This window comes from Streptomyces sp. BK022, assembly GCF_004217355.1.
GTDB lineage: Bacteria > Actinomycetota > Actinomycetes > Streptomycetales > Streptomycetaceae > Streptomyces > Streptomyces griseoluteus.
This window is the reverse complement of the sequence record NZ_SHKU01000004.1, coordinates 877,692-893,505: the sequence shown is the minus strand read 5'-3', so window position 1 is coordinate 893,505 and position 15,814 is coordinate 877,692. Positions and strand designations below refer to the sequence as shown.

17 protein-coding genes and 1 pseudogene are annotated in these 15,814 nt (G+C 71.5%); 10 read left to right on the top strand and 8 right to left on the bottom strand.

Going from position 1 to position 15,814, the window contains the following annotated elements:
- Positions 1-380 precede the first annotated feature (380 nt).
- The 3 genes from EV284_RS20825 to EV284_RS20815 all read left to right on the top strand — a co-directional run bounded on the left by EV284_RS20825 (position 381) and on the right by EV284_RS20815 (position 2,816).
- Positions 381-1,457, top strand: coding sequence for a hypothetical protein (locus tag EV284_RS20825; protein ID WP_130336283.1), 1,077 nt, complete (start codon positions 381-383; stop codon positions 1,455-1,457).
- An 87-nt stretch (positions 1,458-1,544) separates the two neighbouring features.
- On the top strand, positions 1,545-2,006 hold the full coding sequence (locus EV284_RS20820) for a DUF5959 family protein (protein ID WP_130336281.1): 462 nt from the start codon (positions 1,545-1,547) through the stop codon (positions 2,004-2,006).
- 168 nt (positions 2,007-2,174) lie between these two features.
- Complete coding sequence (locus EV284_RS20815; protein WP_242625767.1) at positions 2,175-2,816, top strand: hypothetical protein; 642 nt, start codon at positions 2,175-2,177, stop codon at positions 2,814-2,816.
- 490 nt (positions 2,817-3,306) lie between these two features.
- Here EV284_RS20815 and EV284_RS20810 read toward each other — a convergent pair whose 3' ends face one another.
- Positions 3,307-4,146 (bottom strand): hypothetical protein, encoded by an 840-nt coding sequence (locus EV284_RS20810; protein ID WP_130336536.1) that lies wholly within the window; start codon positions 4,144-4,146, stop codon positions 3,307-3,309.
- A gap of 92 nt (positions 4,147-4,238) precedes the next feature.
- Here EV284_RS20810 and EV284_RS20805 point away from each other — a divergent pair, with 92 nt between their 5' ends.
- Complete coding sequence (locus EV284_RS20805; protein WP_130336277.1) at positions 4,239-5,273, top strand: sodium-dependent transporter; 1,035 nt, start codon at positions 4,239-4,241, stop codon at positions 5,271-5,273.
- 177 nt (positions 5,274-5,450) lie between these two features.
- Here the strand turns inward: EV284_RS20805 and EV284_RS20800 are convergent, their stop codons facing one another.
- The 5 genes and pseudogenes from EV284_RS20800 to EV284_RS20780 all read right to left on the bottom strand — a co-directional run.
- Complete coding sequence (locus EV284_RS20800; RefSeq protein WP_130336275.1) at positions 5,451-6,119, bottom strand: response regulator transcription factor; 669 nt, start codon at positions 6,117-6,119, stop codon at positions 5,451-5,453.
- Complete coding sequence (locus EV284_RS20795) at positions 6,116-7,393, bottom strand: sensor histidine kinase (protein ID WP_165425594.1); 1,278 nt, start codon at positions 7,391-7,393, stop codon at positions 6,116-6,118. The genes EV284_RS20800 and EV284_RS20795 overlap by 4 nt, the downstream gene beginning before the upstream one ends.
- A gap of 27 nt (positions 7,394-7,420) precedes the next feature.
- Complete coding sequence (locus tag EV284_RS20790) at positions 7,421-8,260, bottom strand: ABC transporter permease (protein ID WP_130336271.1); 840 nt, start codon at positions 8,258-8,260, stop codon at positions 7,421-7,423.
- A complete protein-coding gene (locus EV284_RS20785; protein WP_130336269.1) occupies positions 8,257-9,195 on the bottom strand; it encodes an ATP-binding cassette domain-containing protein in 939 nt (312 codons plus the stop codon). The genes EV284_RS20790 and EV284_RS20785 overlap by 4 nt, the downstream gene beginning before the upstream one ends.
- 160 nt (positions 9,196-9,355) lie before the next feature.
- Positions 9,356-9,460, bottom strand: a pseudogene (locus EV284_RS20780) (BlaI/MecI/CopY family transcriptional regulator); the annotation flags it as partial.
- A gap of 134 nt (positions 9,461-9,594) precedes the next feature.
- Here EV284_RS20780 and EV284_RS33580 point away from each other — a divergent pair.
- From EV284_RS33580 to EV284_RS20755, 5 genes are read left to right on the top strand one after another with little or no spacing between them, the layout of a single operon-like run.
- On the top strand, positions 9,595-9,729 hold the full coding sequence (locus EV284_RS33580; RefSeq protein ID WP_278045845.1) for a hypothetical protein: 135 nt from the start codon (positions 9,595-9,597) through the stop codon (positions 9,727-9,729).
- Positions 9,726-10,331 (top strand): phosphatase PAP2 family protein, encoded by a 606-nt coding sequence (locus EV284_RS20770; protein WP_130336267.1) that lies wholly within the window; start codon positions 9,726-9,728, stop codon positions 10,329-10,331. The genes EV284_RS33580 and EV284_RS20770 overlap by 4 nt, the downstream gene beginning before the upstream one ends.
- Positions 10,328-11,143, top strand: coding sequence for a phosphatase PAP2 family protein (locus EV284_RS20765; RefSeq protein WP_130336265.1), 816 nt, complete (start codon positions 10,328-10,330; stop codon positions 11,141-11,143). Before EV284_RS20770 ends, EV284_RS20765 begins: the two co-directional genes overlap by 4 nt.
- Positions 11,097-11,759 (top strand): response regulator transcription factor, encoded by a 663-nt coding sequence (locus EV284_RS20760; RefSeq protein ID WP_130336263.1) that lies wholly within the window; start codon positions 11,097-11,099, stop codon positions 11,757-11,759. Before EV284_RS20765 ends, EV284_RS20760 begins: the two co-directional genes overlap by 47 nt.
- On the top strand, positions 11,756-13,132 hold the full coding sequence (locus tag EV284_RS20755) for a HAMP domain-containing sensor histidine kinase (protein WP_130336261.1): 1,377 nt from the start codon (positions 11,756-11,758) through the stop codon (positions 13,130-13,132). The genes EV284_RS20760 and EV284_RS20755 overlap by 4 nt, the downstream gene beginning before the upstream one ends.
- Before the next feature lie 23 nt (positions 13,133-13,155).
- Here EV284_RS20755 and EV284_RS20750 read toward each other — a convergent pair whose 3' ends face one another.
- The gene (locus EV284_RS20750; RefSeq protein WP_130336259.1) at positions 13,156-13,947 is read right to left on the bottom strand and encodes a hypothetical protein; all 792 of its coding nucleotides are present in this window, start codon (positions 13,945-13,947) and stop codon (positions 13,156-13,158) included.
- Positions 13,948-14,321: 374 nt separating this feature from the next.
- Here EV284_RS20750 and EV284_RS20745 point away from each other — a divergent pair, with 374 nt between their 5' ends.
- Positions 14,322-14,873, top strand: coding sequence for a hypothetical protein (locus EV284_RS20745; protein WP_130336257.1), 552 nt, complete (start codon positions 14,322-14,324; stop codon positions 14,871-14,873).
- A gap of 122 nt (positions 14,874-14,995) precedes the next feature.
- Here the strand turns inward: EV284_RS20745 and EV284_RS20740 are convergent, their stop codons facing one another.
- On the bottom strand, positions 14,996-15,469 hold the full coding sequence (locus EV284_RS20740) for a hypothetical protein (RefSeq protein WP_130336255.1): 474 nt from the start codon (positions 15,467-15,469) through the stop codon (positions 14,996-14,998).
- Positions 15,470-15,814: the final 345 nt, after the last annotated feature.

The window sequence follows — 15,814 nt, the reverse complement described above, 5'->3', positions numbered from 1 at the left end:
GGACGAATCGTCTGGCTGCGCGCCCCCACCGGATCCGCGCAGCGAGACACTCTCACACCCGCAGGGCAACCGGACCCGTCGGTCCTCGAACCACTCGACGATCGGCGTGACCAGCTCCGCGGCGACCTCCGACGCCCTCATCTTCGTGCCTCCGCCGCCTCCAACAGGGCGCTCACGCCTTCGGTGCGCCCACCGAGCGCGAAGATCCCGGCGGCAGTCTGAAACTGCTGCTGCCGAAGCCCGATGGTTGTCACATGGGCAGACGTGCTGTCGGTGTGGCGGGGGCTGCGTGCGTCGGACTTGACCGGCTGAACAGCGTTGTCACTCAGGCTGGTGGAGACGGCCAGGGGTTGTCAGTGGCTGGTGAGAGGATCACTTGCATGGTTCTCGTACGTACGACTCCGCGGCGGCCCGTGGATGTGACCAGTGTCTTCCCCGAGTTGGCGCCCTTGGCACGTGCTGTGATCCGTCTGCACCCTCGTCCCGGGTCACCCTCGGTCCAAGAGAGTTCTGTCGGGGGGCCGTTGCTGTGGCCGGCGGATGAGCAGCCATGGCCGCACTGCGAAGCCTCGCACCTGCACGTGGACAGCGGATTCCGCGAGTCGCCGGACGACGTGCGTCTCACCCGGCGCATGCGGGTCCGGTGGCACGGTGATCACGGTCGCGGTGGCATGACGCCCGAGGAGGCGGCACTCAAGGAGCGGAACGCCGCGAGGCTCGCGGAGCGGCTCGGCGCCGGCCCTGCGCCCGCGGACTGCCCGGTCCCCATGCTGCCCGTGGCCCAACTGTATCTGCGCGACATACCCCTGTTGCGACCGCCCGGAGAGGCCGATCTGCTCCAGGTTCTGTGGTGCCCCTACGACCACGATCCGGATCACAAGCCGTCGACCGCACTGTTCTGGCGGTCCGCCGCCGAGGTCGTCGACGTCCTCGCCCCGCCGCCGGAACCGTACGAGGTGAACTACGAAGGCTATCTGCCGGAGCCGTGCGTGCTGGCACCGGAAGCGATCACCGAGTACCCCCACAGCCTTGATCTGAGCCCGCAGATGCAGCTGATGGTGGGGGACTGGAACAGATGGCAGGCGGCCGGCGCCGACGTGGACAGCTCCTACGCCGAGTACCCGCGGGACTTCTACGACGTCCACCTGGCTGACGCGCCCGGCTGGAAGGTCGGCGGCTGGCCTCCGTGGGGCCGCACCGACCCCTACCCCCAGTACTGCACTGTCTGTGAGGTGCAGATGGTCCCGCTGCTGACCATCGCCTCCCGCGAATGGGACGGCGGCGAGGGACACAGCTGGGCACCTCAGGAAGACCAAGCCGCCGCCAGGGCCGCCGGGTACTGCTGCGGTCAGAGCCCGTCGCAGCCGACCAAGGTCGAAGTCGGCAGTACCGACAGCATGCAGATCTACGTCTGCCCGGCCTCCCCCGAGCATCCGCACACCGACCTGATCCAGTGAGCTGCCGGGTCTGACGGCCGGACAACTCGGTGGCAGTGACAGGGATCGGCCGACAGGACGGGCTGTGAGGGTTGACGGGTGAGGGGTATGGGTGCGTTGGATCTGATCCATCTCTCGGATGGGGACAACAGCTTCCGAGTGCGTGTGCTGGGCCGCCGGATGCCGGGAGTGCTGCCACTGCACGACCTGCTCGACACTGAGGTGCTCATCGAGAGTGGTTTCGTGACCGGACGGCTGGACCTTGGCTTGTCTCCGGACGACCTGGACAGCTGGTCACACGCCCTGGACATGCTTGCCGCCGGCGGTGACGTCCGCTGGATAGATGACAACCGCAGCCCTGAGATCCGGATCCAGGCTCTCAACGAAGAACACGAGACGCCCGCCGTCCACGTTGACGACGTGGCACGCTCCAGCATCTCTGTGTTCCTTCCCTTGTGCCTTGAGGATGGGTGGATCGACGACCAGCGGAAACTGCTCCAACTGGTGCGGCGGGAGTGGCCGAGCGAGGTCCTCCAGACGTCACCGGGCACTTACGTGTGGCGGCGCTGAACTGCGACCAGTCGGCGTCAGCAGATGACCGCGCAGGCCAGTGCCAGGAAGGCTTGGTGGATGTCATCGCGGACCTCCCAGCGGATCCGGGTGGTGCGGGCGGAGAGAAGCGCCTCGTGATGAACCATCCGCATAGGATCACCCCAATGGAGGGGTGGTGGCGTGTTCATGAGAAACGTCCGATGGTTCGTCGCGATCGCTGCGGCGTTGCTGGCCGGCTGTAGCGGTGGTACGCAGATCGACACGGGGAACGGCAAAGCAGTGGCACTCACGAAGGCACAAGTACAACAGACGCTGCCGGACGGCGGGGCCATGACGGACTGGAAGGCTTCCTCCCAGCCCGCGGCTGTCAAGATGAACAAGCTCTACCGTTCCGCGGTCTGCCCCATCAAGGACAACGCGGGCTGCGAGAACTCCCGCTTCTACGCCACCTCTGTCTTCCGGCGCGACGACGGCGCCGCCGCCACCACCTTCCTTATCGTCGCCTACGACAGCGGACAGGCCGCGCGCGAGGCGTACGACGTGCTCTGGACCTACTACGGCAGGAGGACGGGGCAGCGGGCCACAACGTTCAGCCTCGGCCCGATCGGCGAGCAACGCGACGCCCGGATCGGCTCCGCCGGCTTTTACGGCGAGCCCGGTACCATCACCCAGACCCGGGTCGGCACGACACTGCTGTGGACGATGACGGATTCCACGGACAAGAATAAAAACGCCGTCACCGAGGACAACGCCCGGCATCTGGCCACGATGCTTGCCAGACGAGCCCGCCAAGCCCAGAACGGGGACACACCTTCCGCCGCACTCTGAGCGCCGCACGGAGGGGACTTCACCTCAGCGTCCCCGACCCCGGCCAGGCGGACACCACCAGCACCCTGGGAACGATCCACGACCAGGTTCCGCTGGGCGGATCATGCGGCCTTCCGACCGGCCGCTCGCCGGATCGACCCGGGCCGCAGGCATCTGACGAGTCCCGACCGGTCTTTACTGGAACCGCCCGGCCATCCCCGGGGGGCCGGGCGGCGGTTGCACGACCACCGCACCCTGGCCCACGGGATCCAGACCCGGACCCGATGTCCCGAAGCGTGACCTGCCGGAACATTACGACTCACCGAAGACCGCCGATGAACGGCACCGCCGCCGGCCGGCTGACGGAACCCACCGCATCCACGGCGAGCGACCGGACAACGGAACCACGTAGACAGGCGTCCCACCGCACACGGCCGACCGCGCGGGCGGGCCGCCGTGTCCGGCTGTGCCGGGTATCGCCTGAACCGTTCCCGACAGCCTTTCCCGCCGTTCAGGCCCCCTGCCGCGTCACCCCCGCGGGGTCCGCGACGTCCTTGCGGGTCACGGCGAGGTACACCACCAGGCCGAGGATGACGGCCAGGAAGAGCCCGCTGGTGACGACGGTGCCGAACCCGAGGCCGCCGTCGCCGGTCGGCTGGGACAGGTAGTCGCCTATCGAGGCCCCGAGCGGGCGGGTGAGGATGTAGGCGATCCAGAAGCTCCACACCGCGTCCAGGCCGAGCGCGAAGTGCGCGATCGCCACGGCGGCGATGGCCAGTGCGAACAGGACCGCCGCGAGCCAGTAGCCCAGGTCCATGCGCTCGGAGACCAGATCACCGCCCGCTGTTCCCAGGGCGAAGGTGAACAGTACGGCGAGCCAGTAGTACGCCTCGCGGCTGGTGGTGTCGATGCTGTGGATGGAGAGGGTGCGCTCGCGCCGGTACCAGACGACGAAGGCGACGGCGAGAAGGACGGCGAAGACGGCGGTGGTCGTCTCCAGCGGCACCCCTATGTTGTCGGTCAGGTTGTCGCTGATCAGTGTGCCCACGACGCTGATGAGGGCGACGGCGAGCCAGTACACGCCCGCGCGGTACGCCCTGGTGCGGAACTGGACGACGAGGACCACCGCGAGCAGCGCGCTCATGAGCACGGACACGCCGGTCAGGCCCAGACCGGCCTTCTCGTTGAGCAGATCGGCAGCGGTCTCGCCGACCGTCGTGCACAGGACCTTGATGATCCAGAAGTAGGCGGTGACCTCGGGGACCTTGTTCCAGCGCGGACGGTGGGACGGGCGGGCGGAGGCACTCGGGCCCGGTTCGGCCTCGGGCGTCTCGGAGAGTTCATAGGTCATGGGCAGGACGTTGCCAGCGGTCACCTGAACGTATCCTGACTGCCGCGTGGCCATCCCCGCCCGCCGGGGCCCGGCCTGATCACCATGGGGCCATGCACACCCGCGCCGCTTCCTGGCTGCGGCACCGGCTCGGCCGCGCCGTCGTCCTCTCCTACGCCCTCGCGCTGCTCCTGCCCGCCCCCGGCCTGTGGCTACGCCACCCCCGGCCCCTGCCCCCCTCGCACCTGACCCTGCACACCCCACCGCTCCTGCTGTCCCTCGTGCTCTTCTCAGCCGGACTCCAGGTTCCTGTCCGCGCGCTGGGTACCCTGCTGCGGCATCCGAAGGCCCTCCTCGCCGGCCTCGTCCTGCACCTGGCGATCCCGCTGGCGGTCGTGCCGTTCGTCGCCTTCCTGCTGCGGCGCACCCCGGACACCGACGGCGGCAGCGGACTGCTGACCGCGATGATCCTCGTCGTGGCGATGCCGGTCGCCGCGGGGGCGACCGTGTGGACCGACAAGGGCGAGGGAGACCAACCGACGATGGTGGGCCTCGTCCTGGCCTCCACCCTGCTCAGCCCGCTGACCACCCCCGTGCTGCTGGCGACGCTGTCGCCGCTGCTCAGCGGCGGCTACGCGCACACCCTCACCGACACCGGGCGGCTGGCCGAGAGTGGAGTCGCGCTCACCTCGGTGGTCCTTCCCTGCGCCGCGGGCCTGCTGGGCGCGCTCGTCCTGCCCGCCCGCCGGCTGGGCCGCCTGGTCACGACGGTGGCGCCGGCGGCCATGGCCGGTTCGCTGGTCCTGACCTACGTCAATGCCAGCGGCGCCCTCGGATCCGTCCTCACCCGGCCGCGCCCGCTGCTGTTCGCTGCTGCCCTGGGCGTGGCCGCCCTGGTCTGCCTGCTCTCCTTCGTCCTCGGCCGGGCCGCCGCCCATCTCCTGCGGCTGGAGGCGGGCACCGCCTCGGCGCTGACGCTCGCCTGCGGCATGAACAACAGCAGCGCGAGCGCGGTGCTGATCACCACGTCCCTGCCCGACAAACCGCACCTCCTGCTGCCGGTCCTCGCCTACGGGGTGCTGCAGAAGACCGCCGCGAACCGGATCGTCGCCCGGCCGCGACCGGCTCCCCTCGCGGCAGGCGCCTGACCGGTCCTCAGGGGCCGCCCCCGGAGCCGGACTCCTCTCGGCGTACGAGGGCCGGCAGGGTGCAGGCGGCCGGGCGGGGAGAGGCTGCCGCCCTGAGAGACGCCCGGGTTTTCGACGGGCCCCGCGGTGCGGCGGCAGCGAGCAGGCCGCCCGCCTCCCGACCGCCGCTGGCCGGCGTCAGTCCGCGTTGGGCCGGGCGAGGCCATGGTCGTAGGCGAAGATCACGGCCTGGATGCGGTCGCGGGCTCCGATCTTGGCCAGGACGCGGCCGACGTGGGTCTTGACGGTCGACTCGGAGAGCACGAACCGGGCGGCGATCTCGCCGTTGGTCCAGCCCTTGCCGACGGCGACGAGGATCTCCCGCTCGCGGTCGGTGAGGGAGCCGAGCCTCGGGTCCTCGGCGGCGTCACCCCGGTGGGCGGGGACGTACCGGGCGAACTCGTCCAGGAGGCGGCGGGTGAGGGCGGGCGCGATCACGGCGTCACCGGAGGCGACGGCGTGGATCCCCGCGAGGAGCTCCTCGGGGCGGGCGTCCTTGAGGAGGAAACCGCTGGCCCCGGCCCGGATCGCGGCGTGGACGTACTCGTCGAGGTCGAACGTTGTGAGTACCAGGACGCGTGAGCGGCCGCCGCCGGCGACGATGCGGCGGGCGGCCTCGATGCCGTCCATGCCGGGCATGCGGACGTCCATCAGGACGACGTCCGGGCGCAGTTCGGCGGCCTTGCGGACGGCCTCCGCACCGTGGGCGGCCTCCCCCACGACGTCGGTCTCGGGGACGGAGTCCAGCAGCAGGTGGAAGCCGTAGCGTTGCAACGGCTGGTCGTCCACGACGAGGACGGTGGTCATCGGTCACCGCCCCGGGATGCGAGGTCGAGGACGGCCTCGACGCTCCATCCTCCGCCGTCCGCCGGTCCCGCGCCGACGGTGCCTCCGTACAGAGCGGCCCTTTCCCGCATGCCCACCAGCCCGTGCCCTTCCTGGTTCGGCGGTCCCGGCCGTGCGGCCGGGCCGGTGTCCTGGACCCGGATGCTCAGCCGGGTGTCCGTCACGGCGACCGCCAGGCGCACCCGGGCGTCGTCGGCGGCGTGCTTCATGGTGTTGGTGAGGGCTTCCTGGACGATGCGGTACACCGTCAGCTGGACCCCTCCGTCCAGGGCCTCGACGTCGCCGGAGGTCCGGTAGACGACCTCGAGGCCGGCGGCGCGGACCGTGGCGCACAGTGTGCCGATGTCCGCGATGCCGGGCTGCGGGCTGAGCTCGGGCCCGCCCGGCGGACCGTCCCCGGTCTCGCGCAGTACGCCGAGCACGCGCCGCAGCTCGCCGAGGGCCTGCCGGCCGGTGTCGCCGATGAGCCGCAGGGCCTCCTCGCCCCGTTCGGGGGCCGTGCCGGCGGCGTAGGCGCCCGCGTCGGCGAGCGTGATGATGACGGACAGGTTGTGGCCGACGATGTCGTGCATCTCGCGTGCGACCCGGGTGCGTTCGGTGGCCGTGGCCAGCCTGCTGCGCTGGTCACGTTCGATTTCCAGCCGGGCGGCCCGCTCGCGCAGTCCGGCGAGCTGGGCCCGGCGGATCCGCACCACGAGGCCGAGCGCGAGGGCCGCCGTCGCCGTGCTCAGCAGGAAGAACAGCGCGTCCCAGACGGGCACGACCGAGGACGCGCGGACCGCGACCAGCAGCACGGCTCCCGCCATGACCGCGCCGGCCCACGGCAGTTGCCGCAGCCGGCCGTGCAGGGCCAGGCTGTAGAGGGCGACGAAGAGCGCGACGTCAGCGCGCAGCGCCTCGCCCAGGGACCACTGGAGGACGAACACGGCGGCGATGACGCCGAAGGCCGCCATGGGCCTGCGTCGCCGCCACAGCAGGGGCAGGACCAGTCCTGCCTGCAGTGCCAGCATTCCCGCGACGGGCAGCTCGGTGAGGGCGAGCCGGAAGCGGCGCGGGCCGTCGCCGTCGTCCGCGCCGCGCAGCAGGTCGGGCAGGCAGAACACCAGGAAGACCAGAGCCACGACCCCGGTGTCCAGCACCCACGGGTGCGTCCGGTCGGCCTGCCGCAACCGCTGGCCGCCCCGGGACAGTCGGGCGACCAGCGGTCCCATCCCGCTGCTGTCATCGGTTGTCACGGACGTCACCTGTTCCTGGTGCGGGCGTCAGACGTCGGTGCGCGTGAGCCGGTACGCCGCGCCGCCCAGCGCAAGCGCCGTCCAGCACAGGAAGACCAGCAGCCCGGCGCCCGGCGACAGTGACGTCGAGTCGTGGGTGAGCGCGAACGTCGACTGACCGGCGTTGGACGGCAGGTAGGGGCTGATGTCGCTCTGCCACGAGCTGGGCAGCAGTGAGACCAGCCCTGGGATCAGCATCAGGGCGGTCACCAGCACCGAGATCCCGCCGGCCACCGACCGCAGCAGCGCGCCCAAGGCGACGCCGATCACGCCGACCAGTCCGAGGTAGAGGCCCGCGCCGAGCAGGCTGCGCGGGACACCCGCGTGCGACAGGCTCATGGCCGCGGGCGTACCGGAGACGATTCCGCTGCCGAGCAGGAAGGCGACGAACGCGCCGAGCGTCCCCACGACGAGGGCGACCAGCCCGAACACGGCCGCCTTGGACCACAGCACGGGCAGCCTGCGGGGCACCGCCGCGAGCGTGGACCGGATCATCCCGGTGGAGTACTCGCCCGCCGTGACCAGCACGCCGAGCACACCGAGGGCGAGCTGGGCGAAGTTCGTACCGAAGAGGGACAGGCTGACTGCCGTCGAGGCGGCGAAGTCCCGGTCGATGTGGGTGGAGCCGATCTCGGACTTGTAGCGGGTCGCGGCGATCAGCCCGAAGGCCACCAGGAACAGCAGGCCGAGGCCGAGGGTGATCCAGGTCGAGCGCAGGGACCACAGCTTGGCCCACTCGGAGGCGAGCACGCGCCGTCCGGTCACCCGGTAGGCGGGGCGGACGGGGGCGGTACGGGGTTCTTCGGCCGTCTCCGTGAGGGTGCTCATGCGGGCCTCCCGAGCGTCTCGATCGCGGTCGTGGTGCCGTGGTACTCCACGGCATCCCGGGTCAGGTCCATGAACGCCTCTTCCAGCGACACGGTCCGCGAGCTCAGCTCGAACAGCGCGATGCCGTGTTCGGCGGCCTTGAGTCCGATCTCGCGGGCGGTCAGGCCGCTCACTTGGAGTTCCTCGGAGCCGATCCGGCCGGTGACGTCCACGCCGGGTCCGGCGAGCACGTCGCGCAGCCTCGCCGGGTCCGGCGTGGCGACCTGCACGGTGTCGCCGCCCGCCTCGCGGACCAGGTCCGCGACGGTGGTGTCGGCCAGCAGCCGGCCACGCCCCACGATGATCAGGTGGTCCGCCACCAGGGCCATCTCGCTCATCAGGTGGGAGGACACGAACACCGTCCGACCCTCGTCGGCGAGTCCTTTGAGGAGGTTGCGGATCCAGAGCACCCCTTCCGGGTCGAGCCCGTTGACCGGCTCGTCGAGCATCACCGTCTGCGGGTCGCCCAGCAGCGCGGCCGCGATGCCCAGCCGCTGACCCATCCCCAGGGAGAAGGCGCCGGCCCGCTTGTTCGCCACGCTGTCGAGACCGGCGAGGCCGATGACCTCGTCCACCCGGCTGCCGGGAATGCCGTGGGTGAGCGCCAGCGCCCGCAAGTGCTGGTACGCCGAGCGGCCCGGGTGGACCGACTTCGCCTCCAGCAGGGCGCCGACCTCCTGCAGCGGCGCCTGATGGCGGGCGTAGGGGTGGCCGTTCACGGTGACGGAGCCGCTGGTCGGGGCGTCCAGGCCGACGATCATGCGCATGGTCGTGGACTTGCCCGCGCCGTTGGGCCCCAGGAAGCCCGTCACCGTGCCGGGCTTCACCACGAAGTCCAGCCCGTCGACGGCCGTCTTCTCGCCGTACCGCTTGGTCAACCGCCGTGCGTCGATCATTCGCGTTCTCCCTGTCGGGCTTCGGCGTGCGCCACTTCGGGCACCTCACCGGCAACGCTAGGTGCTGGATCACCGGATGCGGTGGTACCGGGAGGCTGAACCGCGGCGGTCGGGTGGTACCCCGGTACTACACGCCTACCTGCGGTGTCTCCGTGTCGGCCCGCACTCGCCCTGGCGTGGACGGGGCGCCGGCGGCCCATCGGGCGCCCATGACGGCGGCCTCGAACTCGCCGGCCGGGCGCCGCTCGTCCCTGGCGTCGGTCATGGGAACGTTCCTCACTCCACCATCGTCTACAGTGCAGTAGACCGTCTACACGATTGTAGTCAGTCGCCGGATGCCGTCGCGACACCGTCCGCCGCCTCCGGCAGTCCAGAAGAACGGTGAAGGGGCCCCCGACGATGACCACAGCCATGCACCTGTCGTCGCGGCTCGCCGTCGACGCGCTCGACGCGCGGCCGCCGTTGACCGCGTCCGGCGTGCCGGGCGTCGGCGTGGCGCTGTTCGCCGAGGCCGGGCCGGGGGCACGCGGATGATCATCGCTCTTGACGGATCGTCGATCGACGGCTCGGCCTACACCGCCGTGGTGAACGTCGCCCGGCGCTCCCCCGTCTGGCTGGACGACGCGGTGTCGGCCTGGTCGGCGTACGGGCTCGTCCTCTTCGCGGTGCTCATGGCCGCCGGCTGGTGGCGCGCCCGGCGGGTGAGCGCCGCAGCGTCCGTGACGGCACTCGCCGTGCCCTTCGTCGTGGTCGTGGCCTACGGGGTGAACGCGGCGGTGAAGCTGCTGGTGCGCGAGGACCGGCCCTGCCAGAGCCTGCGGGTGGCCACACTGGAGGCGTGTCCGGCGCCCGGCGACTGGTCCTTCCCCAGCAACCACGCGGCCATCGCCGCGGCGGCGGCCGTCGCCCTGCTGTTCGTCTCCCGCCGACTCGGGGCGGTCGCCGTGGTGGCCGCCTGCGCGATGGCCGTCTCGCGTGTCTGGGTGGGCGCGCACTACCCCCACGACGTGCTGGCCGGCGTCGCGGTGGGCGCCGTGTCCGCCCTGCTCGCCATGGCTGCGCTGCGCAGGTGTGCGGAGGCCGCGGCGCTGCGGCTCTCGGCCACCCGTCTGCGTCCGCTGCTGGTGGCGTCGTGAAGCGCGACGAGGTCGCCGAACTGGCCGGCAGCTGCGGGCTCGGAGCGTGGACGGCGTTCGGCGTGCTGGCCATGGTCATGGTGGGCCACGACGGCATACCGCTGTTCGCGGACGCCGACCTCCTGTCGTGGTCCGTCGGCCACCGGCCCGGCGTGGCGGTGGCGCTCGCCCGCGGGCTGACCGACACCGGGACCGGTGTCGTCCCGTACGCGCTGGCGGTGCTGGCCGCGCTCGTCGCGGGGCGCACCCTGCGGCAGCGCGCGCTCGCCGTCGCGCTCTGTCTGGGCTGCCTCGGGACGGGCCAAGCGCTGCGGTACGCGGTGATGGCACTCGTCACCCGACCGCGCCCACCCCTGACGGACTGGGCGACGCATGCCTCGGGATGGGCGTTCCCCTCAGGCCACACCACCACGGCGGCCCTCACCGCGGGGCTGTTGATCATCGCCGTCCGGGTGCGCGGCCCGCGCGGCACGACCCTGCTCACCCTGGTCATCGGCGTCTGGGGCGCGTCGGTCGGCCTGACCCGCGTCTACCTCGGAGTGCACTGGTTCACCGATGTGGTCGGCGGCTGGCTGTTCGCCCTCGGGTGGATCGGCTTCTGTCTGAGCGCCGTGGCCCGCTGGCTTCCCGGCCGGTGGACCCCCGGTACGACGGACACGGACACGGCGCGCGGGGCGGCAGAACCGACAGACGGCACGGCAGGGCCGAACGCACACGGCACCGGCACAGACGGACGTGCCACGAAAGCAGAGCGGGGGGAGGGCCATGCGCCAGACGATCCTGGTCGTCGAGGACGATCACGCCCTGCGTGACGTGCTGTTGCGCGGACTGCGCGACGAGGGCTTCGACCCCGTGCCCGCGCCGGACGGCGCCACCGCCCTGCGGCTTGCCACCGCCGACGTCGGTGCGGCCGTGCTCGACATCGGGCTGCCCGACGCCGACGGGAGGGACGTGTGCCAGGCGATGCGCGCGAACGGATTCCTCTCCCCCGTCATCTTCCTGACCGCCCACCACCGGCTGAGCGACCGGCTGTCCGGGTTCTCGGCCGGAGGCGACGACTACCTGCCCAAGCCGTTCCACCTCACCGAACTGGCGGCCCGCCTGCGGGCAGCCCTGAAACGGGCCGCACCGCCGCCTGCCGCCCAGGCCGCGGACCTGGCACTGGACGCGGTACGGCACGTGGTCAGCGTCCGGGGCACCCGAGTCGACCTGACACCGACCGAGTTCCGTCTCCTGGCGGCGCTCATGGCGGCTTCCGGCGACCTTGTGCGCCGTCGCGAGCTGGTCCGGGCGGCCTGGCCCGAGGGCGCCCGGGTCCACGACAACACCCTCGACCAGTATCTGACCCGCCTGCGACGCAAGCTGCGCGAGGCGGGCAGCGACCGGACCATCGGCACGGCCCGTGGGATCGGCCACCGGCTGTCATGAGCGGGGACCGCCACCGGCCGCGACCCGCTGTGACCGCCTTCCACCGTCTGGCGCCGCGCACACTGCGCGGCCGGCTCTCCCTGGTGGCCCTCACCACGGCCGCGCTGCTGATGCTGGTCCTCACCGTCGCCTTCAACGCCGTGACCCAGCACCGTCTCCAGCACCAGGCGGACGACGAACTGCGCACCCGCGCCGCCGCCGTCGCCACGACGATCGACACCACCGGCACGAGCGTGCGCGTCCTGGAGACGTCCCACGACGCCCTCCTCGACACCAACGTGTGGATCTACGCCGGCGGACGCCTGCTGGAAGAGCCCCCGAACGCCGGCCGCCTCACCCGCGTCGCCGACGCCCTCGCCGGGCGCGGCGGGCGGCGGTGCGTCACCGCCGACGTGGACGGCCCTCTCCGGCTGTGCGCGCAGCCGGTGTCCGGGGACGGCAGCGAGGCCATGGTGATCACCGCGCTCGACCTCTCCCCCTACCGGAGTTCGGCCGACACCCTGCTCCTGGGATCGCTCACGTTGGACGTCGTGATGCTCGCCTGCACCTACGCGCTGACCCGGCTGGCCGTGGGCCGCGCGCTGCGCCCGGTCCGCACGATGACCGACCAGGCCACGCAATGGAGCGCCGTCACCTCCGCGGAACGCTTCGGCCATACGCGGCACCCGGCCGAACTCGCGCGCCTCGGCACCTCGCTGGACGCCATACTCGATCGCATCCGCACCCTCCTGCGCCACGAGCGCCGGCTCACCGGGGAGCTCTCACACGAGCTGCGCACCCCCCTCAGCCGGATCATCGCCGAACTCGACTGGTGGCGGGCCCACCCCCGCACCGCCGGCCAGACCCACGCCACCCACAAGGTCATCGCGGAAGCCGCCCAGTCCATGCGCACCATCTGCGACACCCTCCTCGACGACGCCCGCGACGGCACACTCACCGCCCCAGGCACCGCCGAGGTCCTCCCCACGCTGCACCGCCTCACCGAAGTCCTCGACGCGTCGAGTCACCTGACGGTCGCCGACGACGGGCCGCCGCTGAAGGCCGGAGTCCCACCCGCCCTCCTCGAACGCATCGTCAGCCCGCTTCTGGTCAACGCCTGCCGGTACGCCCACTCCGAGATCGCCGTCCGCGCCTACCGCGCACCCGACGGCGTACGCGTCGACGTCATCGACGACGGGCCCGGCGTACCGCCCGCGTTCGCCGGACAGCTCTTCGAACCCGGCCGGCGCGCGGATCCCGGCGACGGACACGGCGGAGCGGGCCTGGGACTGCCGCTGGCGCGACGCCTGGCCCGCTCCGCCGGGGGTGAGGTGACGTACGACCCGGCACACGCTCCCGGGGCGCGGTTCGTGGTCAGCCTGCCTGCCGGGTGACCACGCCGCTCCGCACCGGTGTGTCAGGGCGCGATGTCGCGCTGGACGTCCTTGCGGGAGACGGCCAGGTAGCCGACGAAGCCGAGGATGGCCACCGTCCAGTACAGCGTGACCGGCCCCAGGCCCAGGCCGAGTCCGTCCCTGTTCTGGCCGACGGCCATCCAGTCGGCGACAGAGGCGCCGAGCGGGCGGGTGATGACGTACGCGGCCCAGAACGCGGCCACCGCGTTCAGGCTCCCCCACCGGTGGGCGACGGCCGGGACGGTGATCGCGGCGGCGTACAGGACCGCGGAGCCCAGGTAACCGAGGCCGATCGAGGCGGTGAGGTCGCCCGCGGCGGTACCCAGCGCGAACGTGGCCAGTACGGCGGCCCAGTAGAAGGTCTCGCGGCGCCGGGTATGGATGCTGTGGATGGACAGGGTGCCCTCGCGGCGGTGCCAGAGTGCGAAGACGGCGGCCAGCGCGACCATGAAGAACGGAGTCGAGAGCGTGTAGGGCACGCCCAGGCCGACGTGCAGGACGTCGGCGGCCATCGTGCCGAACACGCTGACCATGACGATGGCCGTCCAGTAGATCCAGGCCACGTACCGGCGGACGGCGAACTGCAGCACCAGAGCGGCCGCCAGGGCGATGCCGCCCAGGCCGACGGCGGGGATCGGGCCGAGCAGGTGGGCCAGGAAGTCGGACGCCGTCTCGCCCATCCCGGTGGTCAGCACCTTGATGATCCAGAAGTAGACGGTCACCTCCGGCACCTTGCTCGCCGCGTGACGGATGTGGCCCGTGGGCCGGTGGTGAGTGAGGTGATCAGTCGACATGGCAGGCACCCTGACATGGTGTTCAGCCCTCGCTCCAGACCCTTTTGCCAGAGCTTTGGCGCTTCCGGTACGGGAGTTGCCCAAGGCCCCTCCGAACCTGAACGCGACCTGAGCACAGAGGCGAATGCACTGGTCAGCAGCGTGCGGCCGGTGATATCGGCGGTCTTCGGCACCGGCCCGGCGGCTGAACGCCACCGACGCCGCCTGCTGATGGGCGACGACGGCGTACGCCCGGCCGTGCACGGCAACGGTGGAGCGCGGCTTTCTCGCGGACCGCACCTCCGGCACGGCCCGTTCGTACTGCGATGGCCGAGGGGCGGTCCTCAGCCCGCTCTGTAGCCTGTTGATCTGTTCGAACGGGATGAAGGTGGGGCATGGAGAGGCTGGTGGAAGGGGCCGTCGCGGAGGCACTTCATGACGGAGGTGCCGAGGCGGTCCGCCTGTATGCCGCCGCCTGTGCCGAACGTATGGCGCCGCTGTTCGTGGGCCTGCGGGCGGGCGCGCCGGGGCGGGAAGCCGATCTGGACTTCTACGCGGAGTCCGTCCGCGACCTCTGGCATGCCGACCGGCCGCTCGCCGACGCCGCCGAGCGCGTGCGTCAGTTGGAGCGGTTTCCGGATCTTCAGCCGCGTGAGGAGGGGGTCACCGATGTCGCCGACACCTACGCCATCCTCGCTGCCCTCTGCCTGAGGTATGCCCTCCTGGCCCACGGCTCGGGAAACGCTGACGACGCGGTGTCCTGCGGCCACGCGGCGCTCACCGCGACGGGGATGCTCGACCAGAACGTGGCGGGTGCTGGTTTCCTCCCCGAGGAACATCGGCTCCAGTCCTACTCGGTGCGCGGCGACGCCTCAGGCCTCTGGGACGCGAGTGTCACGGCAGGGCGGGAGAGGTTCCGGGCTGTGGTGGGCCGCCTGCCCCGCTAGGCATGCTCCCGACCGCTGCCGAGCGGTATCGGCTCCAGGTGCCGTCGGCTTCGGTGACCAGGCAGGTGGTGCTCTTGTCGTGAGTTCCGCACGAGTGCCGGCGCTGGGGGCAGTTGCCTGCTCTATCGCACCGGCCCGCGCTCGTCGACGAGCACGGTCGGCTCCGACAGGAAGACATCCCGGTCGACGGGGCCGTAAGCGATGTTGAACGTGTCGAGCCAGTACGACCACCCGCGGATGCCCAGGGCGCTGGTGAACCGGTAGTTCAACTGCCAACGCACCCATTGCCCGGGAAGCAGTCGCACTGCCGGCGGCCTGCGCGTCCGAGGCGGCAGACCGAAGAGCGGCTCCACACGAGCGAGCACTCGGAGCCGATCACCTTCGTCGCGCAGGCTGACACCGACCTCGCGACGGCCCTTCTGGCTCGAACGTGGCTCGAAGCCGTCACGCTCGGCCATCAGGACGAAGTGGGCAGTCTCGGAGGGCACCTGAGGCAATGAGAAGCCGACCGGCGCCGCGTTCCGGCGGGCGGCGGCCTCCCCGCCCCGCGAGTGCTTCGTCCATGACGTCTTGATCCATTGCACCGTGATGTCCACTGCACCCGCCCTTCGCCCACCCGAGCTTACGGTCCACGTTCACTTGACGTCGCCCAGGTTCCTGCGCGGGCGCAGGGGCGACCGCTCACTGACGTGATTCCGGTGGACGACGTCGGCGGACGGGAGACCAAAGCTTCATCACACGACAACCCGCGCATACCGGGTCGGCGTCTTATCCGGCCAACCTGGGAATCACGAGCGTGCCAGCGCGAGACGCGAGTTCACCCCGCGCCTCGCCGGGCGGGATGTCGTCGCGCGCCCCTCGCGCCCTCTCGTCCCATGGGGCAGAGCAGCCTGGCCGGGCTCCCCGCTTCTGCCCACGGGTGCGGTCTCCAAGGCGCGCGA

What these genes read in the sequence shown, in the direction of transcription:
- EV284_RS20825 (WP_130336283.1), top strand. Translation starts at nt 381, where the DNA reads ATGGTTCTCGTACGTACGACTCCGCGGCGGCCCGTGGATGTGACCAGT.
- EV284_RS20820 (WP_130336281.1), top strand. Translation starts at nt 1,545, where the DNA reads ATGGGTGCGTTGGATCTGATCCATCTCTCGGATGGGGACAACAGCTTC.
- EV284_RS20815 (WP_242625767.1), top strand. Translation starts at nt 2,175, where the DNA reads ATGAGAAACGTCCGATGGTTCGTCGCGATCGCTGCGGCGTTGCTGGCC.
- EV284_RS20810 (WP_130336536.1), bottom strand. Translation starts at nt 4,146, where the DNA reads ATGACCTATGAACTCTCCGAGACGCCCGAGGCCGAACCGGGCCCGAGT.
- EV284_RS20805 (WP_130336277.1), top strand. Translation starts at nt 4,239, where the DNA reads ATGCACACCCGCGCCGCTTCCTGGCTGCGGCACCGGCTCGGCCGCGCC.
- EV284_RS20800 (WP_130336275.1), bottom strand. Translation starts at nt 6,119, where the DNA reads ATGACCACCGTCCTCGTCGTGGACGACCAGCCGTTGCAACGCTACGGC.
- EV284_RS20790 (WP_130336271.1), bottom strand. Translation starts at nt 8,260, where the DNA reads ATGAGCACCCTCACGGAGACGGCCGAAGAACCCCGTACCGCCCCCGTC.
- EV284_RS20785 (WP_130336269.1), bottom strand. Translation starts at nt 9,195, where the DNA reads ATGATCGACGCACGGCGGTTGACCAAGCGGTACGGCGAGAAGACGGCC.
- EV284_RS33580 (WP_278045845.1), top strand. Translation starts at nt 9,595, where the DNA reads ATGACCACAGCCATGCACCTGTCGTCGCGGCTCGCCGTCGACGCGCTC.
- EV284_RS20770 (WP_130336267.1), top strand. Translation starts at nt 9,726, where the DNA reads ATGATCATCGCTCTTGACGGATCGTCGATCGACGGCTCGGCCTACACC.
- EV284_RS20760 (WP_130336263.1), top strand. Translation starts at nt 11,097, where the DNA reads ATGCGCCAGACGATCCTGGTCGTCGAGGACGATCACGCCCTGCGTGAC.
- EV284_RS20755 (WP_130336261.1), top strand. Translation starts at nt 11,756, where the DNA reads ATGAGCGGGGACCGCCACCGGCCGCGACCCGCTGTGACCGCCTTCCAC.
- EV284_RS20750 (WP_130336259.1), bottom strand. Translation starts at nt 13,947, where the DNA reads ATGTCGACTGATCACCTCACTCACCACCGGCCCACGGGCCACATCCGT.
- EV284_RS20745 (WP_130336257.1), top strand. Translation starts at nt 14,322, where the DNA reads ATGGAGAGGCTGGTGGAAGGGGCCGTCGCGGAGGCACTTCATGACGGA.